This window comes from Citrobacter sp. Cb028, from assembly GCF_030336705.1.
Lineage (GTDB): Bacteria > Pseudomonadota > Gammaproteobacteria > Enterobacterales > Enterobacteriaceae > Citrobacter > Citrobacter braakii.
Genome location: NZ_JAOWCZ010000013.1, coordinates 21,544 through 41,513 on the forward strand (window position 1 = coordinate 21,544; position 19,970 = coordinate 41,513).

The 19,970-nt window shown below is 51.1% G+C and carries 17 protein-coding genes; 13 read left to right on the forward strand and 4 right to left on the reverse strand.

Features of this window, described 5'->3' with window-relative positions; genetic code table 11:
- Positions 1–42: 42 nt before the first annotated feature.
- From OGV75_RS00155 to OGV75_RS00165, 3 genes are read left to right on the forward strand one after another with little or no spacing between them, the layout of a single operon-like run.
- Entirely contained in the window at positions 43–681 is a 639-nt protein-coding gene (locus tag OGV75_RS00155; RefSeq protein ID WP_046275310.1) for a YjbF family lipoprotein, read from the forward strand.
- Positions 678–1,415, forward strand: a complete 738-nt coding sequence (locus OGV75_RS00160; protein WP_141876094.1) for a capsule biosynthesis GfcC family protein — start codon at positions 678–680, stop codon at positions 1,413–1,415. Before OGV75_RS00155 ends, OGV75_RS00160 begins: the two co-directional genes overlap by 4 nt.
- The gene (locus OGV75_RS00165) at positions 1,415–3,511 is read left to right on the forward strand and encodes a YjbH domain-containing protein (RefSeq protein ID WP_286480238.1); all 2,097 of its coding nucleotides are present in this window, start codon (positions 1,415–1,417) and stop codon (positions 3,509–3,511) included. The genes OGV75_RS00160 and OGV75_RS00165 overlap by 1 nt, the downstream gene beginning before the upstream one ends.
- A gap of 34 nt (positions 3,512–3,545) precedes the next feature.
- Here the strand turns inward: OGV75_RS00165 and OGV75_RS00170 are convergent, their stop codons facing one another.
- Positions 3,546–3,998 (reverse strand): acyltransferase, encoded by a 453-nt coding sequence (locus tag OGV75_RS00170; protein ID WP_502873963.1) that lies wholly within the window; start codon positions 3,996–3,998, stop codon positions 3,546–3,548.
- A gap of 138 nt (positions 3,999–4,136) precedes the next feature.
- Here OGV75_RS00170 and psiE point away from each other — a divergent pair, with 138 nt between their 5' ends.
- Positions 4,137–4,547: a phosphate-starvation-inducible protein PsiE gene (psiE, locus tag OGV75_RS00175; RefSeq protein ID WP_003031674.1), complete on the forward strand. Its 411-nt coding sequence runs from the start codon at positions 4,137–4,139 to the stop codon at positions 4,545–4,547.
- A 367-nt stretch (positions 4,548–4,914) separates the two neighbouring features.
- On the opposite strand, the gene malG is transcribed toward psiE, so the two are convergent.
- The 3 genes from malG to malE form a co-directional block, all read right to left on the reverse strand.
- Positions 4,915–5,805, reverse strand: a complete 891-nt coding sequence (gene malG / locus OGV75_RS00180; protein WP_016155340.1) for a maltose ABC transporter permease MalG — start codon at positions 5,803–5,805, stop codon at positions 4,915–4,917.
- 14 nt (positions 5,806–5,819) lie between these two features.
- Entirely contained in the window at positions 5,820–7,364 is a 1,545-nt protein-coding gene (malF, locus tag OGV75_RS00185) for a maltose ABC transporter permease MalF (protein WP_286480239.1), read from the reverse strand.
- A gap of 187 nt (positions 7,365–7,551) precedes the next feature.
- A complete protein-coding gene (gene malE, locus OGV75_RS00190; RefSeq protein WP_016155342.1) occupies positions 7,552–8,742 on the reverse strand; it encodes a maltose/maltodextrin ABC transporter substrate-binding protein MalE in 1,191 nt (396 codons plus the stop codon).
- Positions 8,743–9,101: 359 nt separating this feature from the next.
- On the opposite strand from malE, the gene malK reads away from it, so the two are divergent.
- The 9 genes from malK (at position 9,102) to OGV75_RS00235 (ending at position 19,915) form a co-directional block, all read left to right on the forward strand.
- On the forward strand, positions 9,102–10,211 hold the full coding sequence (gene malK / locus OGV75_RS00195) for a maltose/maltodextrin ABC transporter ATP-binding protein MalK (protein ID WP_016155343.1): 1,110 nt from the start codon (positions 9,102–9,104) through the stop codon (positions 10,209–10,211).
- Positions 10,212–10,387: 176 nt separating this feature from the next.
- Entirely contained in the window at positions 10,388–11,746 is a 1,359-nt protein-coding gene (locus OGV75_RS00200) for a maltoporin (protein WP_016155344.1), read from the forward strand.
- A 113-nt stretch (positions 11,747–11,859) separates the two neighbouring features.
- Positions 11,860–12,807 (forward strand): maltose operon protein MalM, encoded by a 948-nt coding sequence (gene malM / locus OGV75_RS00205; protein WP_016155345.1) that lies wholly within the window; start codon positions 11,860–11,862, stop codon positions 12,805–12,807.
- Between the two features lie 180 nt (positions 12,808–12,987).
- On the forward strand, positions 12,988–13,485 hold the full coding sequence (ubiC, locus tag OGV75_RS00210) for a chorismate lyase (protein ID WP_016155346.1): 498 nt from the start codon (positions 12,988–12,990) through the stop codon (positions 13,483–13,485).
- A 13-nt stretch (positions 13,486–13,498) separates the two neighbouring features.
- Positions 13,499–14,371 (forward strand): 4-hydroxybenzoate octaprenyltransferase, encoded by an 873-nt coding sequence (gene ubiA / locus OGV75_RS00215; RefSeq protein WP_053389642.1) that lies wholly within the window; start codon positions 13,499–13,501, stop codon positions 14,369–14,371.
- 562 nt (positions 14,372–14,933) lie between these two features.
- On the forward strand, positions 14,934–15,494 hold the full coding sequence (locus tag OGV75_RS00220; protein WP_286480240.1) for a fimbrial-like protein: 561 nt from the start codon (positions 14,934–14,936) through the stop codon (positions 15,492–15,494).
- Positions 15,495–15,578: 84 nt separating this feature from the next.
- Positions 15,579–18,110: a fimbria/pilus outer membrane usher protein gene (locus OGV75_RS00225; protein WP_047357734.1), complete on the forward strand. Its 2,532-nt coding sequence runs from the start codon at positions 15,579–15,581 to the stop codon at positions 18,108–18,110.
- A 15-nt stretch (positions 18,111–18,125) separates the two neighbouring features.
- Complete coding sequence (locus OGV75_RS00230) at positions 18,126–18,863, forward strand: fimbrial biogenesis chaperone (protein ID WP_047357733.1); 738 nt, start codon at positions 18,126–18,128, stop codon at positions 18,861–18,863.
- Entirely contained in the window at positions 18,863–19,915 is a 1,053-nt protein-coding gene (locus OGV75_RS00235; protein WP_046275044.1) for a hypothetical protein, read from the forward strand. Before OGV75_RS00230 ends, OGV75_RS00235 begins: the two co-directional genes overlap by 1 nt.
- Positions 19,916–19,970 lie beyond the last annotated feature (55 nt).

Sequence of the window (19,970 nt, forward strand, 5' to 3'; positions counted from 1 at the left end):
CCACACTTCGGTGTGGTTATTTTGCCGCTGCGGAGAAATGTCGTGAAGCGACCAGCGCTGATAATGGTTTGCCTGTTATTACAGGCGTGCTCAGCCACCACCGAAGGGCTGGGTCATTCGCTATGGGATAGCGTGTTTGGTACTCCCGGCGTACAGATGACGGACGATGAAATCAAAAACATGCCCTACGCCAGCCAGTACATGCAGCTCAACGGCGGCCCACAACTGTTTGTGGTACTCGCGTTCGCGGAAAACGGACAGCAGAAATGGGTGACTCAGGATCGGGCCATTCTCGTCACGCAGTCTGGGCGCATGGTGAAAACGCATCTCGGCGGGGACAACCTGATCGAGGTGAATAATCTGGCGGCAGATCCGCTCATCAAACCAAACCAGATAGTCGATGGGGCAACGTGGACCCGCACGATGGGCTGGACCGAGCATCAGCAGGTGCGCTATGCCACTGCCCGCTCGGTTTTCGAATGGGATGGCACTGACACCATTAAGGTGGGTAGCGAAGATACGCCAGTACGAATCCTTGACGAAGAAGTCACCACCGATCAAACGCGCTGGCATAACCGCTACTGGATCGACAGCGAAGGGCAGATTCGCCAATCGGAACAGTATCTTGGCGCACGTTACTTCCCGGTGAAAACCACGCTGATTAAGGCGGCAAAATCATGATGAAACGAGCCGTTGTGGCGCTGCTATTGAGCCTGAGCGCAGCGTCAGTTTTTGCTGCGGGTAGCGTTAAGGTCTTTACCTCCGCCAGCGAAGAGCCAAAAACGTTGACCGGGGCCGAACATCTGCTCGACCTGGTTGGGCAGCCGCGGTTGAGTAATAGCTGGTGGCCAGGAGCGGTTATCAGCGAAGAGCGGGCAACGACGGAGGCAGAGCGTCAGCAGCAGGCATTACTGGCTCGTTTGGCGATGCTCAGCGCTGAAGAAAGTGGTGACGATGCCGCAGCTATCAACGCATTACGCCAGCAAATTCAGGCGCTGAAGGTGACCGGCAGACAGAAGATTAATCTCGACCCGGATGTTGTGCGCGTCAGTGAGCGAGGCAACCCGCCGTTGCAGGGCAATTACACGCTGTGGGTCGGACCGCAGCCAACGGATATAACGCTGTTTGGCCTGCTAAGTCATCCGGGTAAACAACCGTTTATACCCGGGCGCGATATCGCCAGCTATCTCGATGGGCAACGTCGGCTCAGCGGCGCAGATCGTAGCTATGCCTGGGTCATCTATCCCGACGGACGCACGCAAAAAGTCCCGGTCGCATACTGGAACAAACGTCACGTTGAGCCGATGCCCGGCAGCATCATTTTTGTCGGACTCTCTGATGCTGTCTGGCGCAGCACCCCGGATGAAATCAATGCCGACATTCTTCGCACCCTGACCCAGCGGATACCCGAATAATGAGAAAAACTTATCTGCTCAGCTTACTGGCGCTGGGCGTAAGCGTTGCCTGCCACGGTGAAACCTGGCCCGCGCCCATTGGACCTTCCCAGTCGGATTTTGGTGGCGTGGGACTGCTGCAAACCCCAACCGCACGCATGGCGCGTGAAGGCGAAATGAGCCTTAACTACCGCGATAACGATCAATACCGTTACTACTCTGCGTCGGTACAACTCTTCCCCTGGCTGGAAACCACCCTGCGCTATACCGATGTGCGTACCAAAAAATACAGCGGCGTGGAGTCGTTTTCTGGCGATCAGACTTATAAAGATAAGGCTTTTGATCTCAAACTTCGCCTGTGGGAAGAGAGCTACTGGATGCCGCAGGTGGCGGTTGGCGCGCGGGATATCGGCGGAACCGGCCTGTTTGATGCGGAGTATGTGGTGGCGAACAAAGCCTGGGGCCCGTTTGATTTCTCTCTCGGCCTTGGTTGGGGATATCTCGGGACCAGCGGCAACGTTAGCAATCCGTTTTGCTCATACAGTGATAAATTCTGCCATCGCGATAACAGCTACAAGCAGGCCGGTTCTATTGACGGTAGCCAGATGTTCCACGGCCCGGCGTCGCTGTTTGGCGGCGTAGAGTATCAGACTCCCTGGCAGCCGCTGCGCCTGAAACTGGAGTATGAAGGTAATAATTACCAGCAGGATTATGCCGGCAAGTTGGATCAGAAGAGCAAGTTTAACGTCGGCGCTATTTATCGCGTCACCGATTGGGCCGACGTTAACCTCAGCTATGAGCGCGGGAACACCTTGATGTTTGGGGTCACGCTGCGGACTAACTTTAACGATCTGCGACCAAACTATAACGACAATACCCGCCCGAAATATCAACCACAGCCGCAGGATGCCATCCTGCAACATTCGGTGGTGGCGAATCAGTTAACGCTGCTGAAATATAATGCCGGGCTGGCGGATCCTAAAATTCAGGTGCAGGGCGATACGCTGTATGTGACGGGTGAACAGGTCAAATACCGTGATTCGCGCGAAGGGATCGAGCGTGCTAACCGGATCGTGATGAACGATCTTCCCGATGGGATCCGCACGATCCGCATTACGGAAAATCGCCTTAACTTGCCGCAGGTGACGACCGAAACGGAGGTTTCCAGCCTCAAGCGCCATCTGGAAGGCGAGCCGTTGGGCCATGAAACTCAACTGGCACAAAAACGCGTCGAACCCGAGATACCGAAAATGACCGAGCAGGGCTGGTATATTGATAAGTCACGCTTCAATTTCCACATCGATCCGGTGCTAAATCAGTCGGTGGGCGGCCCGGAAAACTTCTATATGTATCAGTTGGGCGTGATGGGAACGGCGGATTTGTGGGTTACCGATCATCTGCTGACCACCGGGAGTTTGTTCGCCAACCTCGCCAATAACTATGACAAGTTTAACTACACCAACCCGCCGCAGGATTCGCATTTACCACGCGTGCGTACCCATGTGCGTGAGTATGTGCAAAACGATGTCTACGTGAATAACCTGCAGGCCAACTACTTCCAGTCACTCGGAAATGGGTTCTACGGACAGGTTTACGGGGGCTATCTGGAAACTATGTACGGCGGAGCGGGGGCAGAAGTGCTGTATCGCCCGCTGGACAGCAACTGGGCGTTTGGTGTTGACGCCAACTACGTGAAACAGCGTGACTGGCGTAGCGCGCAGGACATGATGAAGTTCACCGACTACAGCGTGAAGACCGGGCATTTGACGGCTTACTGGAATCCTTCGTTCGCCCAGGATGTACTGGTGAAAGCCAGCGTGGGGCAGTATCTGGCGGGGGATAAGGGCGGAACGCTGGAAGTGGCGAAACGCTTTGACAGCGGCGTAGTGGTGGGGGGCTATGCGACCATCACCGACGCCTCGCCGGATGAGTACGGAGAGGGTGATTTTACCAAAGGGGTGTACGTTTCTGTGCCGCTGGATCTGTTCTCGTCAGGCCCAACCCGCAGTCGTGCGGCGATTGGCTGGACGCCGTTAACACGCGATGGCGGCCAGCAGCTTGGACGTAAGTTTGGTCTGTACGACATGACCAGCGACAGGAGTGAAAACTTCCGCTGATAGATGGCCGGATGGGACCTGCGCTTATCCGGCTCTATAAACGACGTAATAATTTTGCCGGATTTCCCGCATACACGCCTTTCTCGGTGATCGATTTGGTCACCACGCTCCCCGAGCCGACGACCACGCCATCACAGATAGTGACCGCCAGAATGGTCGCTCCGCTGCCGATCGAGACATCGTCGCCAATCGTAATACGTCCCCAACTGTTGCGGTCGGCATTGGGTTTTCCTTCGCGAAACATATCGTTGGCGAACATCACGCCGTGACCGATAAAACAGCGAGCGCCGAGGGTGACATATTCGCAGATGAAGGTGTGCGACTGAATTTTGCTGTCTGCGCCAATCTGCGTATTACCCTGGATTTCAACAAATGGTCCGACAAAAACGTTGTCACCCAATGTGCAGTCGTAGAGATTTGCGGGTTCATAGATCACCACGTTCTCACCGCAGGTAACGTTGCGAACAGCGGATTGTCTGAGCTGCATAATTCATCCTGTGAAATGTGTCGTGACACTCATCATTCCCTGCTGACCTTTCTTGCACAAAATATAAACAAAAAATGTAGATCTCTGTCACATTTTTGCGTTATACAGGAACCTTGCCACTGAGTAAGAGGTGCTGTTATGACGTCGCTATCTCGTCCGCGCGTGGAGTTTATCTCCACTATTTTACAGACCGTGTTGAATCTGGGGTTGCTGAGTCTGGGCCTGATCCTGGTCGTATTCCTCGGGAAAGAAACGCTGCATCTGGCGGATGTGCTGTTCGCGCCGGAACAAACCAGCAAGTATGAACTGGTGGAAGGGCTGGTGGTTTACTTTCTCTACTTTGAATTTATCGCGCTGATTGTGAAGTACTTTCAGTCAGGTTTTCACTTTCCGCTGCGCTACTTTGTCTATATCGGGATCACTGCGATTGTGCGGCTGATCATTGTCGATCATAAAGCGCCGATGGATGTGCTGATCTATTCTGCGGCGATCCTGCTGCTGGTGATCACCCTGTGGCTGTGTAATTCCAAACGGCTGAAGCGAGAGTAAAAGACAACACGCCGCAATTGGGCTGCGGCGTGTTTTGGGTAAGAATTACTGCGCAGAGGCCGGCTGGGTTTTCTCCGCCGCGGGTTCCCACAGTTCTTCAAATTTATCCACCGTCATGATCGCTAATACGGTAAAGCTTAGGTTGATAACGCCTGCGCCAAACTAATTCTGTTTAATTTTCGAATTTCAGGCGAAAAATTGATTTGCAGTGATGGGGGGCACGAAAGGAAATAATCGTAAGCGTAATGCAAAATAACATAAAAAAAGGGCGCTCCGTAGAGCGCCGAATAACAGTCACAGGTTGGGATAACATAAGTTGAGGGTTGCAGTGGCATTGCCCGTTGCCGGGCAGTTACTTCGGTAAAACTTAACCTTTCACACCACCCGCCGTCAGTCCGTTGACCAGCCAGCGCTGTGCCAGCAGGAACACCAGAGTGATCGGAATGGCTGAAAGTACAGCTGCGGCGGCAAAGTCGCCCCACAAATAGTTCTGTGGATTGAGGTACTGCTGCATACCTACCGCAAGGGTATAGCTGTTCACATCACGCAGCAGCAGTGATGCGACCGGTACTTCGGTAATTGCGGCAATGAAAGACAGAATAAACACGACCGCCAGAATCGGAACGGAAAGCGGCAGCAACACCAGGCGGAATGCCTGCCATGGCGTTGCGCCATCCAGCGCGGCCGCTTCTTCCAGCGAACCGTCGATGGTTTCGAAATAGCCCTTAATCGTCCACACATGCAGCGCAATACCGCCAAGATAGGCGAAGATCACGCCACCGTGAGTGTTCAGACCAATAAACGGAATGTACTGGCCCAGGCGGTCAAACAAAGCATACAACGCGACCAGAGACAGCACCGCCGGGAACATCTGGAATATCAGCATCCCTTTCAGCAGGGTTGCTTTGCCCGGGAAGCGCATACGGGCAAAGGCGTAAGCGCAGGTGGTGGAAAGCGTCACGATACCGATCGCGGTAATGGTGGCTACTTTCACCGAGTTCCACAGCCATAACAGCACCGGGAACGGCGGCGGCGTCACGCGGCCATCCGCATGCTCAACGCTAAAGCCCAACGCCAGTTTCCAGTGTTCCCAGGAGATGTTTTCCGGGATCAGGCTGCCGGTGGCAAAGTTACCTTCACGCAGCGAGATAGCGATAACCATCAGCAGCGGGAACATGATCGCTGCAATGAAAATCAGCAGCAGCAAGTGCGTTGTTAAGAGACGCAGTTTCTGAGATTTGGGTTGTACCATAGCCATGTTCGTTGTCTCCCTTAATCAAACTTCATACGCGTGGCTTTCAGGTTCACGATGGCCAGCGCACCGACCAGCAGGAAGATCAGCGTGGCAATCGCCGCCGCCAGACCGAAGTCCTGACCACCGCCACCTTCGAAGGCGATACGGTAGGTGTAGCTCACGAGCAGGTCGGTATAGCCTGCTGGCGTGGTGGTACCAAGACGGTCTGGACCACCGTTGGTCAACAGTTGAATCAGCACGAAGTTGTTAAAGTTAAAGGCGAAGCTGGCGATCATCAGCGGCGTCAGCGGCTTAATCAGCAGTGGCAACGTAATCTTAAAGAAGTTCTGGAACGGACCTGCACCATCCATCGCCGACGCTTCATACAGGTCGTCAGGGATCGCTTTAAGCAGACCCATGCACAGGATCATCATGTACGGGTAACCAAGCCAGGTGTTGACGATAATAATCATCGAACGCGCGGTGGTTGGGTCGCTGAACCAGGCCGGTTTGATGCCAAACAGCGCGCTCAGCATCATGTTGATTTCACCGAAGCTCTGGTTGAACAGCCCTTTGAAAATCAGAATCGAAATAAACGACGGTACGGCATACGGCAGAATCAGCAGGACACGGTAAATCGCTTTGCCTTTGAGAGACTCCCACTGTACGAGACAGGCCAGTACCATCCCCACGGCCACGGTGAGGATCACGGTCAGAACGGAGAAGACCACCGTCCAGACAAAGATGGCGAAGAACGGTTTCTGAATGCCTTCGTCGGTAAATACGCGGGCGAAGTTGTCCCAACCGATGGCAACGGTATAGCCTGGGCTGAGTTTTTCGTTACCCCAGCTACCGTCAGCGTTAATTGCCTGATAATAACCAATATCGTTGTTGGCGCGGTATTTTACGCCGCTTTGGCTGTTGGTGAGCGTGCCGTCATCAGCGAGCGTATAGAGTGGCTGCGTGCCGGAAAACTGGCGCAGTGAACTCATAATCACTTTGCTTTCATCTGGCAGGATGGCGGTGAGTTGGGTTAACGCCTGGCGATTTTGCGTGATAATACGCAGCGTCGCACGTTCGCCCGCTGGCAGCGCCTCGGCTTCTTTCAACTGCAGTTTCTGTTCGCCGCTAAATTTAAAGGCGTCGGAGAGATAATTCTTGCCAGTTTCACCGTCGGTGAGGGCCAGTTGCCACTCCGTACCCGCCGGATACAGGCCGAAGTTGTAGGTTTTCCCCGCCTGATAAGAACGGTCCATCAAGACTTCCTGGGCACGTTCAAAGGTCAGTTGGTTGGTGCTGCTGTAGTTGGTAAAGGCAATTGCGATAGTACAAATTAGCGGAAACAGGACAAACAGCCCCATCCCTGCAACGCCTGGGTAAACATAGCGCCAGGCGTAGGCTTTACGGTTAGCAAAAATATACAGGCCAGCAGAGCTTAAAATCAGCGTCATGATGGCAAACAGGTACTCCCCCTGAGCATACATCAAAACAACAAGGTAACCGACCAGCAGCCCAAGCAGACCCATCACTGACCATTTCAGTCGGTCGCTTTGCCACCAGTGTTTCTTTTTAATGACATCCATGGGGATCAATCCTCTTTACGCTTTATCCTTCGCACTACCTCTTTGTTGGCTGCGGAAGCTCACCCCAGTCACTTACTTATGTAAGCTCCTGGGGATTTGCCTCCTTGCCGCCTCGATGTAGCGCGAATGATTTCGCGTAACAACGTATTCAATAAACCTGATTCCCTAAGAAATAAGGGAAACCGTATTACTTGGTGATACGACCTTGTGCATCTTTCAGCGCGGCATCGACGGTCTGACGGCCGCTGGCTGCGTTGATCACTGCGGTACGAACGGCATACCAGAATGCGGACATCTGCGGGATGTTCGGCATGATCTCGCCTTTCTGGGCGTTATCCATGGTGGCCGCGATACGCGGGTCTTTCGCTAACTGATCCTGGAAGGATTTCAGTGCAACCGCGCCCAGCGGTTTGTCCTTATTCACTTCATCCAGACCCTGATCGGTCAGCAGGTAGTTTTCGAGGAACTCTTTTGCCAGTTCTTTGTTCGGGCTGGCAGCGTTGATACCTGCGCTCAGAACGCCCACGAACGGTTTGGACGGTTTACCCTTGAAGGTTGGCAGCAGGGCAACGCCGTAATTCACCTTGCTCTTATCGATGTTGGACCACGCCCACGGACCGTTGATGGTCATCGCGGTGTCACCTTTGTTAAAGGCCGCTTCGGCGATGGAGTAATCGGTATCCGCGTTCATGTGTTTGTTCTTGATCAGATCAACCAGGAAGGTCAGACCCGCTTTTGCGCCCGCGTTGTCCACGCCCACGTCTTTCACGTCGTACTTGCCGTTTTCAAACTTGAACGCGTAACCGCCGTCGGCGGCAATCAGCGGCCAGGTGAAGTACGGTTCTTGCAGGTTGAACATCAGCGCGGATTTCCCTTTCGCCTTCAGTTCTTTATCCAGCGCAGGAATTTCTTCCCAGGTTTTTGGCGGGTTCGGAACGAGGTCTTTGTTGTAAATCAGCGACAGCGCTTCAACCGCGATCGGGTAGGCAATCAGTTTGCCGTTATAGCGTACGGCATCCCAGGTGAACGGATAGAGTTTGTCCTGGAACGCTTTATCTGGGGTGATTTCAGCCAGCAGGCCAGACTGAGCGTAGCCGCCAAAACGGTCATGTGCCCAGAAGATGATGTCCGGGCCATCGCCAGTCGCGGCAACCTGTGGGAACTTCTCTTCCAGTTTGTCCGGGTGCTCAATGGTGACTTTGATACCGGTGTCTTTCTCGAATTTTTTGCCCACTTCAGCGAGGCCGTTATAGCCTTTGTCGCCGTTAATCCAGATAACCAGCTTACCTTCTTCAATCTTGGCGAGAGCCGAGGCGGAAAACATCATCGTCGTTAATGCAGACAATGCGAGGATGCGTGCGCCAGTTTTGATTTTCATAGTTCCCATCCTGTTTGGTGATTTTGCAGAGGTGGCTTAACGGTTACTAGTTTCTTTATACGACAACCTCTTTCCATCCTCCTTACCCCTACGCCCCACCCGCTCTTTATGTGATCTGTGTTACATAAATGTGAGTATTGCGTACTGGCGCACATAAAAACCCACTGATTTTTGCAGGCTGCATCACGAAATTCCTCCGCGGCGTACGGCCCGGGTCTCAGACGCTGTTCTCTCATCCTCCCGCCTCCTCCCCCATAAAAAAGCCGGGGGTGGAGGATTCACGCAGTCAAGGGATCACGCATAGTCAGCCCATCATGAATGTTGCTGTCGATGACAGGTTGTAACGAAGGGAGAAGGGCATGGCGAGCGTACAGCTGCGAAATGTAACGAAAGCCTGGGGTGACGTGGTGGTATCGAAAGATATCAATCTCGACATTCACGAAGGGGAATTCGTGGTGTTTGTCGGACCGTCAGGCTGCGGTAAGTCGACCTTGCTGCGTATGATCGCCGGACTTGAAACCATCACCAGTGGCGACCTGTTTATCGGGGAGACCCGGATGAACGACATTCCCCCCGCCGAACGCGGCGTAGGCATGGTCTTTCAGTCCTACGCGTTGTATCCCCATTTATCCGTCGCAGAAAATATGTCGTTTGGCCTCAAACTGGCTGGTGCAAAAAAAGAGGTGATGAATCAGCGCGTGAATCAGGTCGCGGAAGTTCTGCAACTGGCGCACCTGCTGGAGCGTAAACCGAAAGCGCTTTCCGGCGGACAACGTCAGCGTGTGGCGATTGGCCGAACGCTGGTTGCCGAGCCGCGCGTATTCCTGCTGGATGAACCGCTGTCGAACCTCGACGCCGCTCTGCGTGTGCAAATGCGTATTGAAATCTCCCGCCTGCATAAACGTCTTGGCCGCACGATGATTTACGTCACCCACGATCAGGTCGAAGCGATGACGCTGGCCGACAAAATTGTGGTGCTGGATGCTGGTCGCGTGGCGCAGGTCGGCAAACCGCTGGAGCTATACCACTATCCGGCTGACCGCTTTGTGGCGGGCTTTATTGGTTCGCCGAAGATGAACTTCCTGCCGGTGAAAGTCACCGGGACGGCCATCGATCAGGTGCAGGTTGAACTGCCCAACCGCCAACAAATATGGCTACCAGTGGACAGCCATGCGGTACAGGTTGGTGCCAACATGTCTTTAGGTATCCGCCCGGAACATCTGCTGCCCAGCGATATCGCCGATGTCACCCTCGAAGGTGAAGTGCAGGTGGTCGAGCAGCTTGGTCACGAAACTCAAATTCATATCCAGATCCCCGCCATCCGTCAAAACCTGGTTTACCGCCAGAACGACGTGGTGTTGGTAGAAGAGGGTGCCACATTCGCTATCGGCCTGCCGCCAGAGCGTTGCCATCTGTTCCGTGAGGATGGCACTGCATGTCGTCGGTTGCATCAAGAGCCGGGCGTTTAAGGTCCCCATAAAAAACGAAACGCAAAGCCATTCGAAGCTACATCGAGGCGGCAAGTAAATGAATCCCCGGGAGTGTACAAAGAGTACGCGACTGGGGTGAAAGAACGCAGCCAACAAAGAGGCAGCCCGAAGGGGGACGCGTTTAAAGAAAAGCAATGATCTCAGGAGATAGAACGATGATTACTCTGCGCAAACTCCCTCTGGCGGTTGCTGTAGCAGCAGGCATTATGTCTGTTCAGGCAATGGCTGTAGATTTCCACGGTTACGCTCGTTCCGGTATTGGCTGGACAGGGAGTGGCGGTGAACAACAGTGTTTCCAGGCAACCGGTGCACAAAGTAAATACCGTCTCGGTAACGAATGTGAAACCTATGCGGAAATCAAATTAGGTCAGGAAGTGTGGAAAGAAGGCGATAAGAGCTTCTACTTCGACACCAACGTTGCTTACTCCGTCGCACAGCAGAATGACTGGGAAGGCACAGACCCGGCATTCCGTGAAGCAAACGTGCAGGGTAAAAACCTGATCGAATGGCTGCCAGGCTCCACTATCTGGGCCGGTAAGCGCTTCTACCAGCGTCATGACGTACACATGATCGACTTCTACTACTGGGATATTTCAGGTCCTGGCGCCGGTATTGAAAACATCGATCTGGGCTTCGGTAAACTGTCTTTGGCAGCGAGCCGTTCACAGGAAGCGGGTGGTTCATACGCTTTCAGCAGCCAGAATATCTATGATCGTACCAAAGACACCGCGAACGATGTATTTGACGTTCGTTTAGCGCAGTTGGCAACTAACCCGGATGGGATGTTGGAACTGGGCGTTGACTATGGTCGCGCGAATACCACCGATGATTACAGGCTGGCGGACGGCGCATCTAAAGATGGTTGGATGTTCACCGCTGAACATACCCAGAGCATGCTGAAGGGCTACAACAAGTTTGTCGTTCAGTACGCCACAGATTCCATGACCACCCAGGGCAAAGGCCTGAACCAGGGTTCTTATGGTTCTTCCACTACGACCATTGAAGATCCCGTTACTGGCGTTAAAACCAACTATGCCAACAACGTTGTGAATAACAACGGTAGCCTGTTCCGCGTGCTGGACCACGGTGCAATCTCCCTGGGCGACAAGTGGGACCTGATGTACGTCGGTATGTACCAGAACCTCGACATGGATAACGACCTGGGGACCGAATGGTACACCGTTGGTATTCGCCCGATGTATAAATGGACGCCAATCATGAGCACCCTGCTGGAAGTCGGTTACGACAACGTCAAATCTCAGCAGACCAGCGATCGCAACAGCCAGTACAAAATCACCCTGGCCCAACAATGGCAGGCGGGTGACAGCATCTGGTCTCGTCCGGCAATCCGCGTCTTCGCAACCTATGCAAAATGGGATGAAGAGTGGGGTTACATCAAAAATGGTAACGACGTAACCAAATTCGCAGCGGCAACGAACTCTGGTCTCAGCACAACCAGCCGTGGCGACAACGATGAGTGGTCCTTCGGTGCCCAGATGGAAATCTGGTGGTAATTCAGCACTAACCTGACGTAAAGACCGAAAGAGGGGCGCAAGCCCCTCTTGATTACGGTTTAGCGCGCTATTGCCTGGCCACCGCTGAACCCATGCTATCTGAGGTGATAACAATGAAAATGAAGAAAAGTCTCGTTGCCCTTTGTTTATCTGCAGGGTTATTTGCCAGCGCTCCTGGCATCAGCCTGGCCGATGTGAATATTGTTCCGCAGAACACCACCGCGGCCCCATCTATTCCCACTGCGGCGCTGCAGCAGTTAACCTGGACGCCTGTTGATCAATCCAAAACCCAGTCTTCGCCGCTTGCGACAGCGGGTCAGCGTCTGGATGTCGCCGGTATTACCGGCCCGGTCGCTGCGTATAGCGTCCCGGCGAATATTGGCGAGCTCACCCTGACGCTGTCCAGTGAAGTGAATAAACAAACCAGCGTATTTGCGCCAAACGTATTAATTCTTGACCAAAACATGACGCCATCTGCGTTCTTCCCCAGCAGCTATTTTACTTACCAGGAGCCCGGCGTGATGAGTGCCGATCGTCTGGAAGGGGTAATGCGTCTGACGCCAGCGCTGGGTCAGCAAAAACTCTATGTTTTGGTCTTTACCACTGATAAAGATCTCCAGCAGACCACAACCCTGCTTGACCCGGCAAAAGCCTATGCCAAGGGCGTAGGTAACGCTATTCCGGATATTCCAGACCCGATCGCCCGTCATACCACCGACGGTTTACTGAAACTGAAAGTCAAAACCAGCTCCTCCTCCAGTGTTCTGGTCGGGCCGCTGTTTGGCTCATCCGGCCCTGGTCCTGTCACGGTGGGCAATACCGCCGCGCCTGCGGTGACCTATGCGGCTCCGGCAGCAGCCGTTGCTGCTCCAGCGCCACAACCGGTGAAGAAAAGTGAGCCGATGCTGAACGACACGGAAAGTTATTTTAACCAGGGCATTAAGGATGCCGTTGCGAAAGGCGATGTCGATAAAGCGCTGAAGCTGCTTGATGAAGCTGAGCGTCTGGGATCCAAATCTGCCCGATCCACCTTTATCAGCAGTGTAAAAGGCAAGGGGTAAACATCGCCCCGCATTGTTGATTTTGCAACAACTGGTGCGTCTCCTGGCGCACCTTTTTTTATCCTTCGGTGCTAATTGTTACACTTATGTTGCTCTGGCGATCACTTAATTGTGTTTGCTCACCCCGTAATGCATTTTCTGCGATACAATGCCTTCAAGTTATAAATCGGAGAGTAAGGCATGCCACACCCTGCGTTAACGCAACTGCGTGCGCTGCGTTATTTTGATGCGATCCCGGCGCTGGACGCCCAACTGCTCGACTGGTTGTTACTGGAAGATTCCATGACTAAACGTTTTGAGCAGCAGGGAAAACAGGTCACCGTAACGTTGATTCGCGAAGCATTCGTTGGGCAAAATGAGGTGCCTGAAGAGCTGCCGCTGCTGCCTAAAGAGTCCCGTTATTGGTTACGTGAGATCCTGTTATGCGCGGATGGTGAACCCTGGCTTGCCGGGCGGACCGTGGTGCCTGAATCAACCTTGTGCGGCCCTGAGCTGGCCTTACAAAATCTGGGAAAAACCCCGCTCGGACGTTACCTGTTTACATCATCGACATTGACCCGAGATTTTATTGAGATTGGCCGCGATGCAGCGCTGTGGGGGCGCCGTTCCCGCCTGCGGCTGAGCGGTAAGCCGCTGATGCTTACCGAGCTTTTTCTACCTGCATCGCCGTTGTACTGAGAGGAAGATAAAGATGGAGTGGAGTCTGACGCAGAATAAGCTGCTGGCATTTCACCGCTTGATGCGTACGGATAAGCCAATCGGTGCCTTACTGCTGCTCTGGCCTACGCTGTGGGCATTGTGGGTGGCAACCCCAGGCATGCCACAATTGTGGATCCTGGCGGTTTTTGTCGCTGGCGTTTGGTTAATGCGCGCTGCTGGCTGCGTGGTGAATGATTATGCCGACAGGAAATTTGACGGACACGTTAAACGCACCGCAAATCGACCGCTGCCAAGCGGGGCCGTCACTGAAAAAGAGGCCCGAACGCTGTTCGTCGTATTGGTACTGCTGGCCTTCCTGCTGGTTTTGACGCTCAACACGATGACCATTTTGTTGTCCGTTGCGGCGTTAGCGCTGGCGTGGGTTTACCCGTTCATGAAACGCTATACGCACCTGCCGCAGGTGGTGCTGGGGGCGGCGTTTGGCTGGTCGATCCCGATGGCGTTCGCCGCCGTGAGCGAGTCCGTACCGCTGAGCTGCTGGCTGATGTTCCTCGCCAATATTCTCTGGGCGGTGGCCTACGACACGCAGTATGCGATGGTTGACCGCGATGATGACCTGAAGATCGGCATTAAATCGACCGCGATTCTGTTCGGTCAAAACGACAAGCTGATCATTGGTATCCTGCAGGTGGGCGTACTGGTGCTGATGGCGCTGGTGGGTTGGCTAAATGGGCTGGGACTGGGTTATTACTGGTCTCTGCTGGTGGCTGGCGCGCTATTTGTATATCAGCAGAAACTGATCGTCAATCGCGAGCGTGATGCCTGTTTTAAAGCGTTTATGAACAATAACTACGTCGGTCTGGTGCTGTTCTTAGGGCTGGCGATGAGCTACTGGCAGCCTTAATTGCTTGTACTCATCATCATTTATGCTGCAAAAGCAGCGAAGAAGAGCCAACGTTGTAAAGAGATTTTGGCTCTTCTTTGCTTCTAATGATACCTTTCTCGTGATAGCTATCTTTTACTCACTATAAAACGTCATTTTTTTTGTCAATCAGCTTTACAGAGCTGAAATTTATTATTCATTAAATTTATATATTATTTAAATGTTTTATGATTATACATATTATTAATTTATTTAATTTTGATAAATAAATCAATAATCCGTTTTTTCAATGAGTTTGCATGTGATGAAAAACGGTGTTTATCACTATACTTTAAGAATTTGCTTATGTTTCCATTTGTTTCATTTTGTGTGTGTATGTATGTAGATTGACTGAATACTTTATTAAATTTATCTAATTTAATAAAGTAAATCCTTAATGGTAAGTTTTTATCTGTAATAAGGACTAGAGAGAAATATTACACTCAAATAGTTTTATTCATTCTTATCTAAGAATCACCTCTAATGATATTAAATTATCAGTTGGAGGGTGGCTAGGTATTATTATTGTAAAGGATTATATAAAATGTTCAAAAAAACACTATTAGCTGTAATCGCTGCTTCTGCTTTTTCTGGCGCTGTTTTCAATGCCTCTGCTGCTGACCAGGGCCACGGGAAAATTACGTTCCAGGGCATCGTTATTACCGCGCCTTGCTCTATCGTTCCAGGCGATGAAGATCAGACAATTAATCTGGGCCAGGTCGCTGATAAAGTCCTGAATGGCGATAGCAAATCAAGACCGGTTGACGTCAATATCCGTCTGCAAGATTGTGTTCTGACGACGGGTGGCACAACTATCGATAAAGTAAAAGTGACTTTCTCATCTGCTAATGCGGATAGCAGCACTAACCTGCTGAAAAACACTGAAGACGGTCTCTACGGCTCAGCGACGGGCGTGGGCGTTCGTCTCCTGACCCAGAGTGGTGCAAACGTAGTAATGGGCACTGAACAGCTCGTGAATTTTGTTGCGGACAACTCTAATCAGGTTCTGACTTTCAAAGCCCGTATGGAAGCTGTGGCAACGCCGGGTGCTGTAACCCCGGGTAACGTTAAATCCGACGTCAATTACGTTCTGGCTTACAACTAATCGCTTCGCGATTGATTATTCTGTAGTCAAAGTCGGTGAGGGAATCACCGACTTTTCAATGTTTTATTAAAAGAAACGAATTTTATGGAAAATAAAAAAAAGGTCGCTTTAAGCAAATTATTTGTTTTAATAAAACAGTCTCTGTACCCAGTGATCATCACTGCGGCAACACTTACACCTGCCTGGGCGGTTCAGTTCAATACTGGTATGCTCGATCTTGAAGATAAAGAAAATATTGACCTCAGCCAATTTGAAAAAAAAGGATTTATTCCGGCGGGGCAATATATTGCCAATGTTGATATCAATAAAAGGCGCTTCCCGAATACATGGTCATTTGAGTGGATCAAAGCCGATAACGAAAGTGGTTCGCTTCTTTGTCTGACCAATGAAGACTTAACAGCGTTTGGTTTCGCGGATGAATTCATCCAGCAGTTGCACCCCATCAACCCACAGGGGTGTTTAGATGTCGTCAACAAACCTGAACTTGTCGTCAGACTGGACAAAGCCGATATGGTCGTCACCCTTATTGCGCCCCAGGCGTGGATGAAATATCAGGCCAAAAACTGGACGCCACCGGAGTTTTGGGATGATGGTATTGCCGGACTCATACTGGATTACAACGTGTATGCCAGCCAGTATGATCCTGATGAGGGTGATAAGAGCCAGAGTCTCAGCTCCTATGGCACGCTGGGTTTTAACCTTGGCGCATGGCGTTTGCGCTCGGATTATCAGTACGACAAATCGTACGTAGATGGCCATTCAACCAGCAGCAATAGCGGAATGGATCGTACCTATCTGTTTCGTCCCATTCCCTCTATTGCCTCGAAACTGACTCTGGGTCAGTACGATCTGAATTCAGATTTATACGATACGTTCCATTTTACCGGTGCGTCGCTGGAAAGTGACGACAATATGCTGCCGCCTGACTTGCAGGGATACGCGCCGCAAATTACCGGTATTGCGCAGACTAACGCTAAAATTACCGTCACCCAGAACGGACGAATGGTTTACCAAACGACGGTTTCCCCAGGGCCGTTTAATATCACGGATATCGGTGATACTTTCCAGGGGCAGCTTGATGTGACCGTGGAAGAAGAGGATGGACGCAAAAATACCTTCCAGGTCGGCGCATCTTCAATCCCTTTCCTGACCCGTAAAGGTCAGGTACGTTACAAAGCTTCAACCGGTAAACCTACCTCTGTGGGTCATACCGATGTAAATAACCCCATGTTCTGGACCGGCGAATTTTCCTGGGGATGGGCGGGGAATACCTCACTTTATGGCGGGGCGTTACTGACAGCTGACGACTACCAGGCCGCCACCGCAGGTATGGGTTTTAACCTGAACAGCTTTGGCTCTCTCTCATTTGATGTGACGCGGGCGCAGGCAAATTTGCGCACCGGGAATAAGCAGGATGACGAGAAACAGCGTGGCTATAGCTACCGTATGAACTATGCCAAACGGTTTGAATCGACTGGCAGTCAAGTGACGTTTGCAGGCTATCGTTTCTCCGACAAAGAATACGTTACCATGAGTGAATACCTCACGGCACGAAGCGGTGACAACTCGAATTACAACGAGAAAGAGAGCTATGTCCTTTCTTTTAACCAGTATATTGATGCGTTAGCGGTTAATACCTATCTCAACCTGTCACGAAATACGTATTGGGATGAGTCTGCCAGCACTAACTATACGCTGTCTGTTAGCCGAAATTTTGATATTGGCAGCTTCAGGGGGATCTCCTCCTCAATGTCGATCGGTCGTTCGGAATGGGATGGCACAGAACAAACGCAATATTATCTGACGTTCTCAGTTCCACTGGAGCAAAACAAAAGACTTTCCTGGAGTATGCAGAAAAATGGTAGCGGCGGTATGTCCCATACGGCTTCTTACTATGATTCTTCCGACCTCAACAATTCATGGAACATTTCGGCAGCGGGCGACGAAAGTGATTTCCGCAAGGCAGAGCCTACCCTCCGTGCGGGCTACCAGCACTACTCGCCTTATGGACGTTTAAACGTAAACGGCAGCGTTCAGCCCAACGCTTATAACTCCATTATGGCGGGCTGGAACGGATCGTTCACTTCTACGCGTCATGGAATGGCGCTTCATGATAACAGCAACGGCAATAATGCCCGCATGATGGTCGACAGCGATGGTATTAGCGGTGTTCCGTTAAGTGATAAACGCACTGTGACCAACATGATGGGTATTGCTGTTACCAACTCGGTCAGTAATTACATGACTTCCTCTGTTCGTGTGGACAGCGATAAATTACCGGATGGCGTAGATATCAATAATTCAGTCATTAGCACGACGCTCACCGAAGGGGCAATTGGCTATGCGAAGCTGAATGCAACAAAAGGTAATCAGATATTCGGTGTTATCAGACAGGAAGATGGCCGCTATCCACCGCTGGGTGTGACCATCGTGGATATTACCAGCGGTAAAGATGTCGGTCTGGTTGCTGATGAGGGTTATGCCTATCTCAGTGGGCTTCAGGAAGACAGTAAATTACGTCTTCAGTGGGGAGATAATACCTGTGAAATCACGCCTCCAGACGAAAGTAATACTAGCGGTCAGGTACTAATTTTACCGTGTAAAAAAGTAAATTAATTCAGGATGAATAAAATGAAACCCACATACATTGTTAAAGGACTAATCGGTTTATTAAGCGTTTGCTCTGTTGCAAATGCCGCGGTCTCTCCGGACAGAACGCGCATTATCTTTAATGAGACGGATAAAAGCGTCTCTATCAGATTAACCAACCAGAGCAAAGCCTTGCCTTATTTGGCTCAGTCGTGGGTTGAAGATAAAGACAGTAAAAAAACGCGGCAGTTTATCTCACCTTTGCCGCCTCTGCTGCGTATTGAAGCCAATGAACAAAGCCAGGTGCGTCTGATGGGGCAACCCGCGTTGAAGCAACTCCCGGCAGACAGAGAATCCCTCTTTTACTACAACATACGAGAAATTCCGCCGCGTACAGAACAACAAAACGTCATGCAAATGGCCATGCAGAGTCGGCTGAAATTATTCTGGCGTCCCAAAGCTATCGTTCTGAAAGAGGGTCAGGCGGTACCCATGGAAAAGGTGGACGTCTCGCGCACGGTATCGGGAATTACCGTTAAAAATGGTACGCCTTACCACATGACCATCGGTTATATCGGTGTTGATGGTAAAACGCTTTTGCCGGGAACAAAGAGTTTTATGGTTAGTCCTTTTGATCAGGCCACTTCAGAGATCAAAAATCTGCCCGCTAAATTCCAGATTGGTTATATCGGTGACTATGGCGGTTTAAACATGTTTAGCGTGAACTGTACAGCGGTGCAACCTGTTTGTCATAGCGAACCCGTGCAGAGGGGGAAATAATGAAAACGATGATTAAGCTGTTTTGTGCATTGCTTTTCCTTGCCTCATCATCATCATGGGCGGTTGATTGCTATCAGGGGCAACGTGGCGGAAATACAAGCGCCACGGTTCGTTTGAATCCATTTAAAGTGCCTTCAAATGCAATACCGGGTAGTAAAATATGGGAAAGTTCGGACATCAACGTCACCGTGTATTGCGATAATTCGGTGGGGTGGACGGAGAATGATCCGACGGAAGAACTGTTCGCTTGGGTTAAATTATCAGCGAAAAATGACATGTCCGCCTTAGAGAGTGACTATTTTATCGTTGGCGTAAACTATAACGGTCAGGATTACGATGGGGTTGATGTACCAGTTCCCACCAATGCTTGTCTGGATAAAATCAGCCTCGAGAACGGTTATGTTGAATATCATTGGCCGTCTGCGTGTCCTGGTGCTGGGGGGGCCCCAGTGCAAAATACTACTTTTAACGCTCGCTTTCGTTTGTATGTGAAGTTAAAAGCCTTTCCTGCTGACCCTGATGCTGTCTATAACTTCGGCGCTATTAATGTGTTGCAGTTTGATGGTGATGGCGGTGCGAATTTACAGTCCAATGCGAAAAACTTTAATTTCAATATCACTGGGTTGGATAACATTGAGTTCCTGGACTGTAATGTCGATATCAAAGTTTTCCCGGAAAGCCAAATCGTCGATTTCGGGGCATTTACAATGGATGATTCTACTGTGGTCGAAAGGCCATTTTCGGTTTCAACGATCAGGGATGCGACTGCAGAATGCTCAGAAAAGTTTGATGTTACCCTAAGTTTCAATACTGACGATCTCTATGGCACGAGCCACGCGGATATGAAGAATGGTTTATTAATGCAAATAAGGGATGAAACTGAAGGAGAAGACCTTGAGTTGAATCGCTATTATCCCTTTGCGACTTACAATCCAGGTGATGCAAGTACGGTGACCCATAACTATAAAGCGAAGCTAACGAAAAATCCGCAGAGAGAGGTTGAATTCGGTCCTTTCAGCAAGGATTTGATCCTCAAGCTCAACTATGAGTAGCCAGAGCTAAAAAAGCGGGCCACATTATGTGGCCCGCTTTTTGTTTAGATGCTCG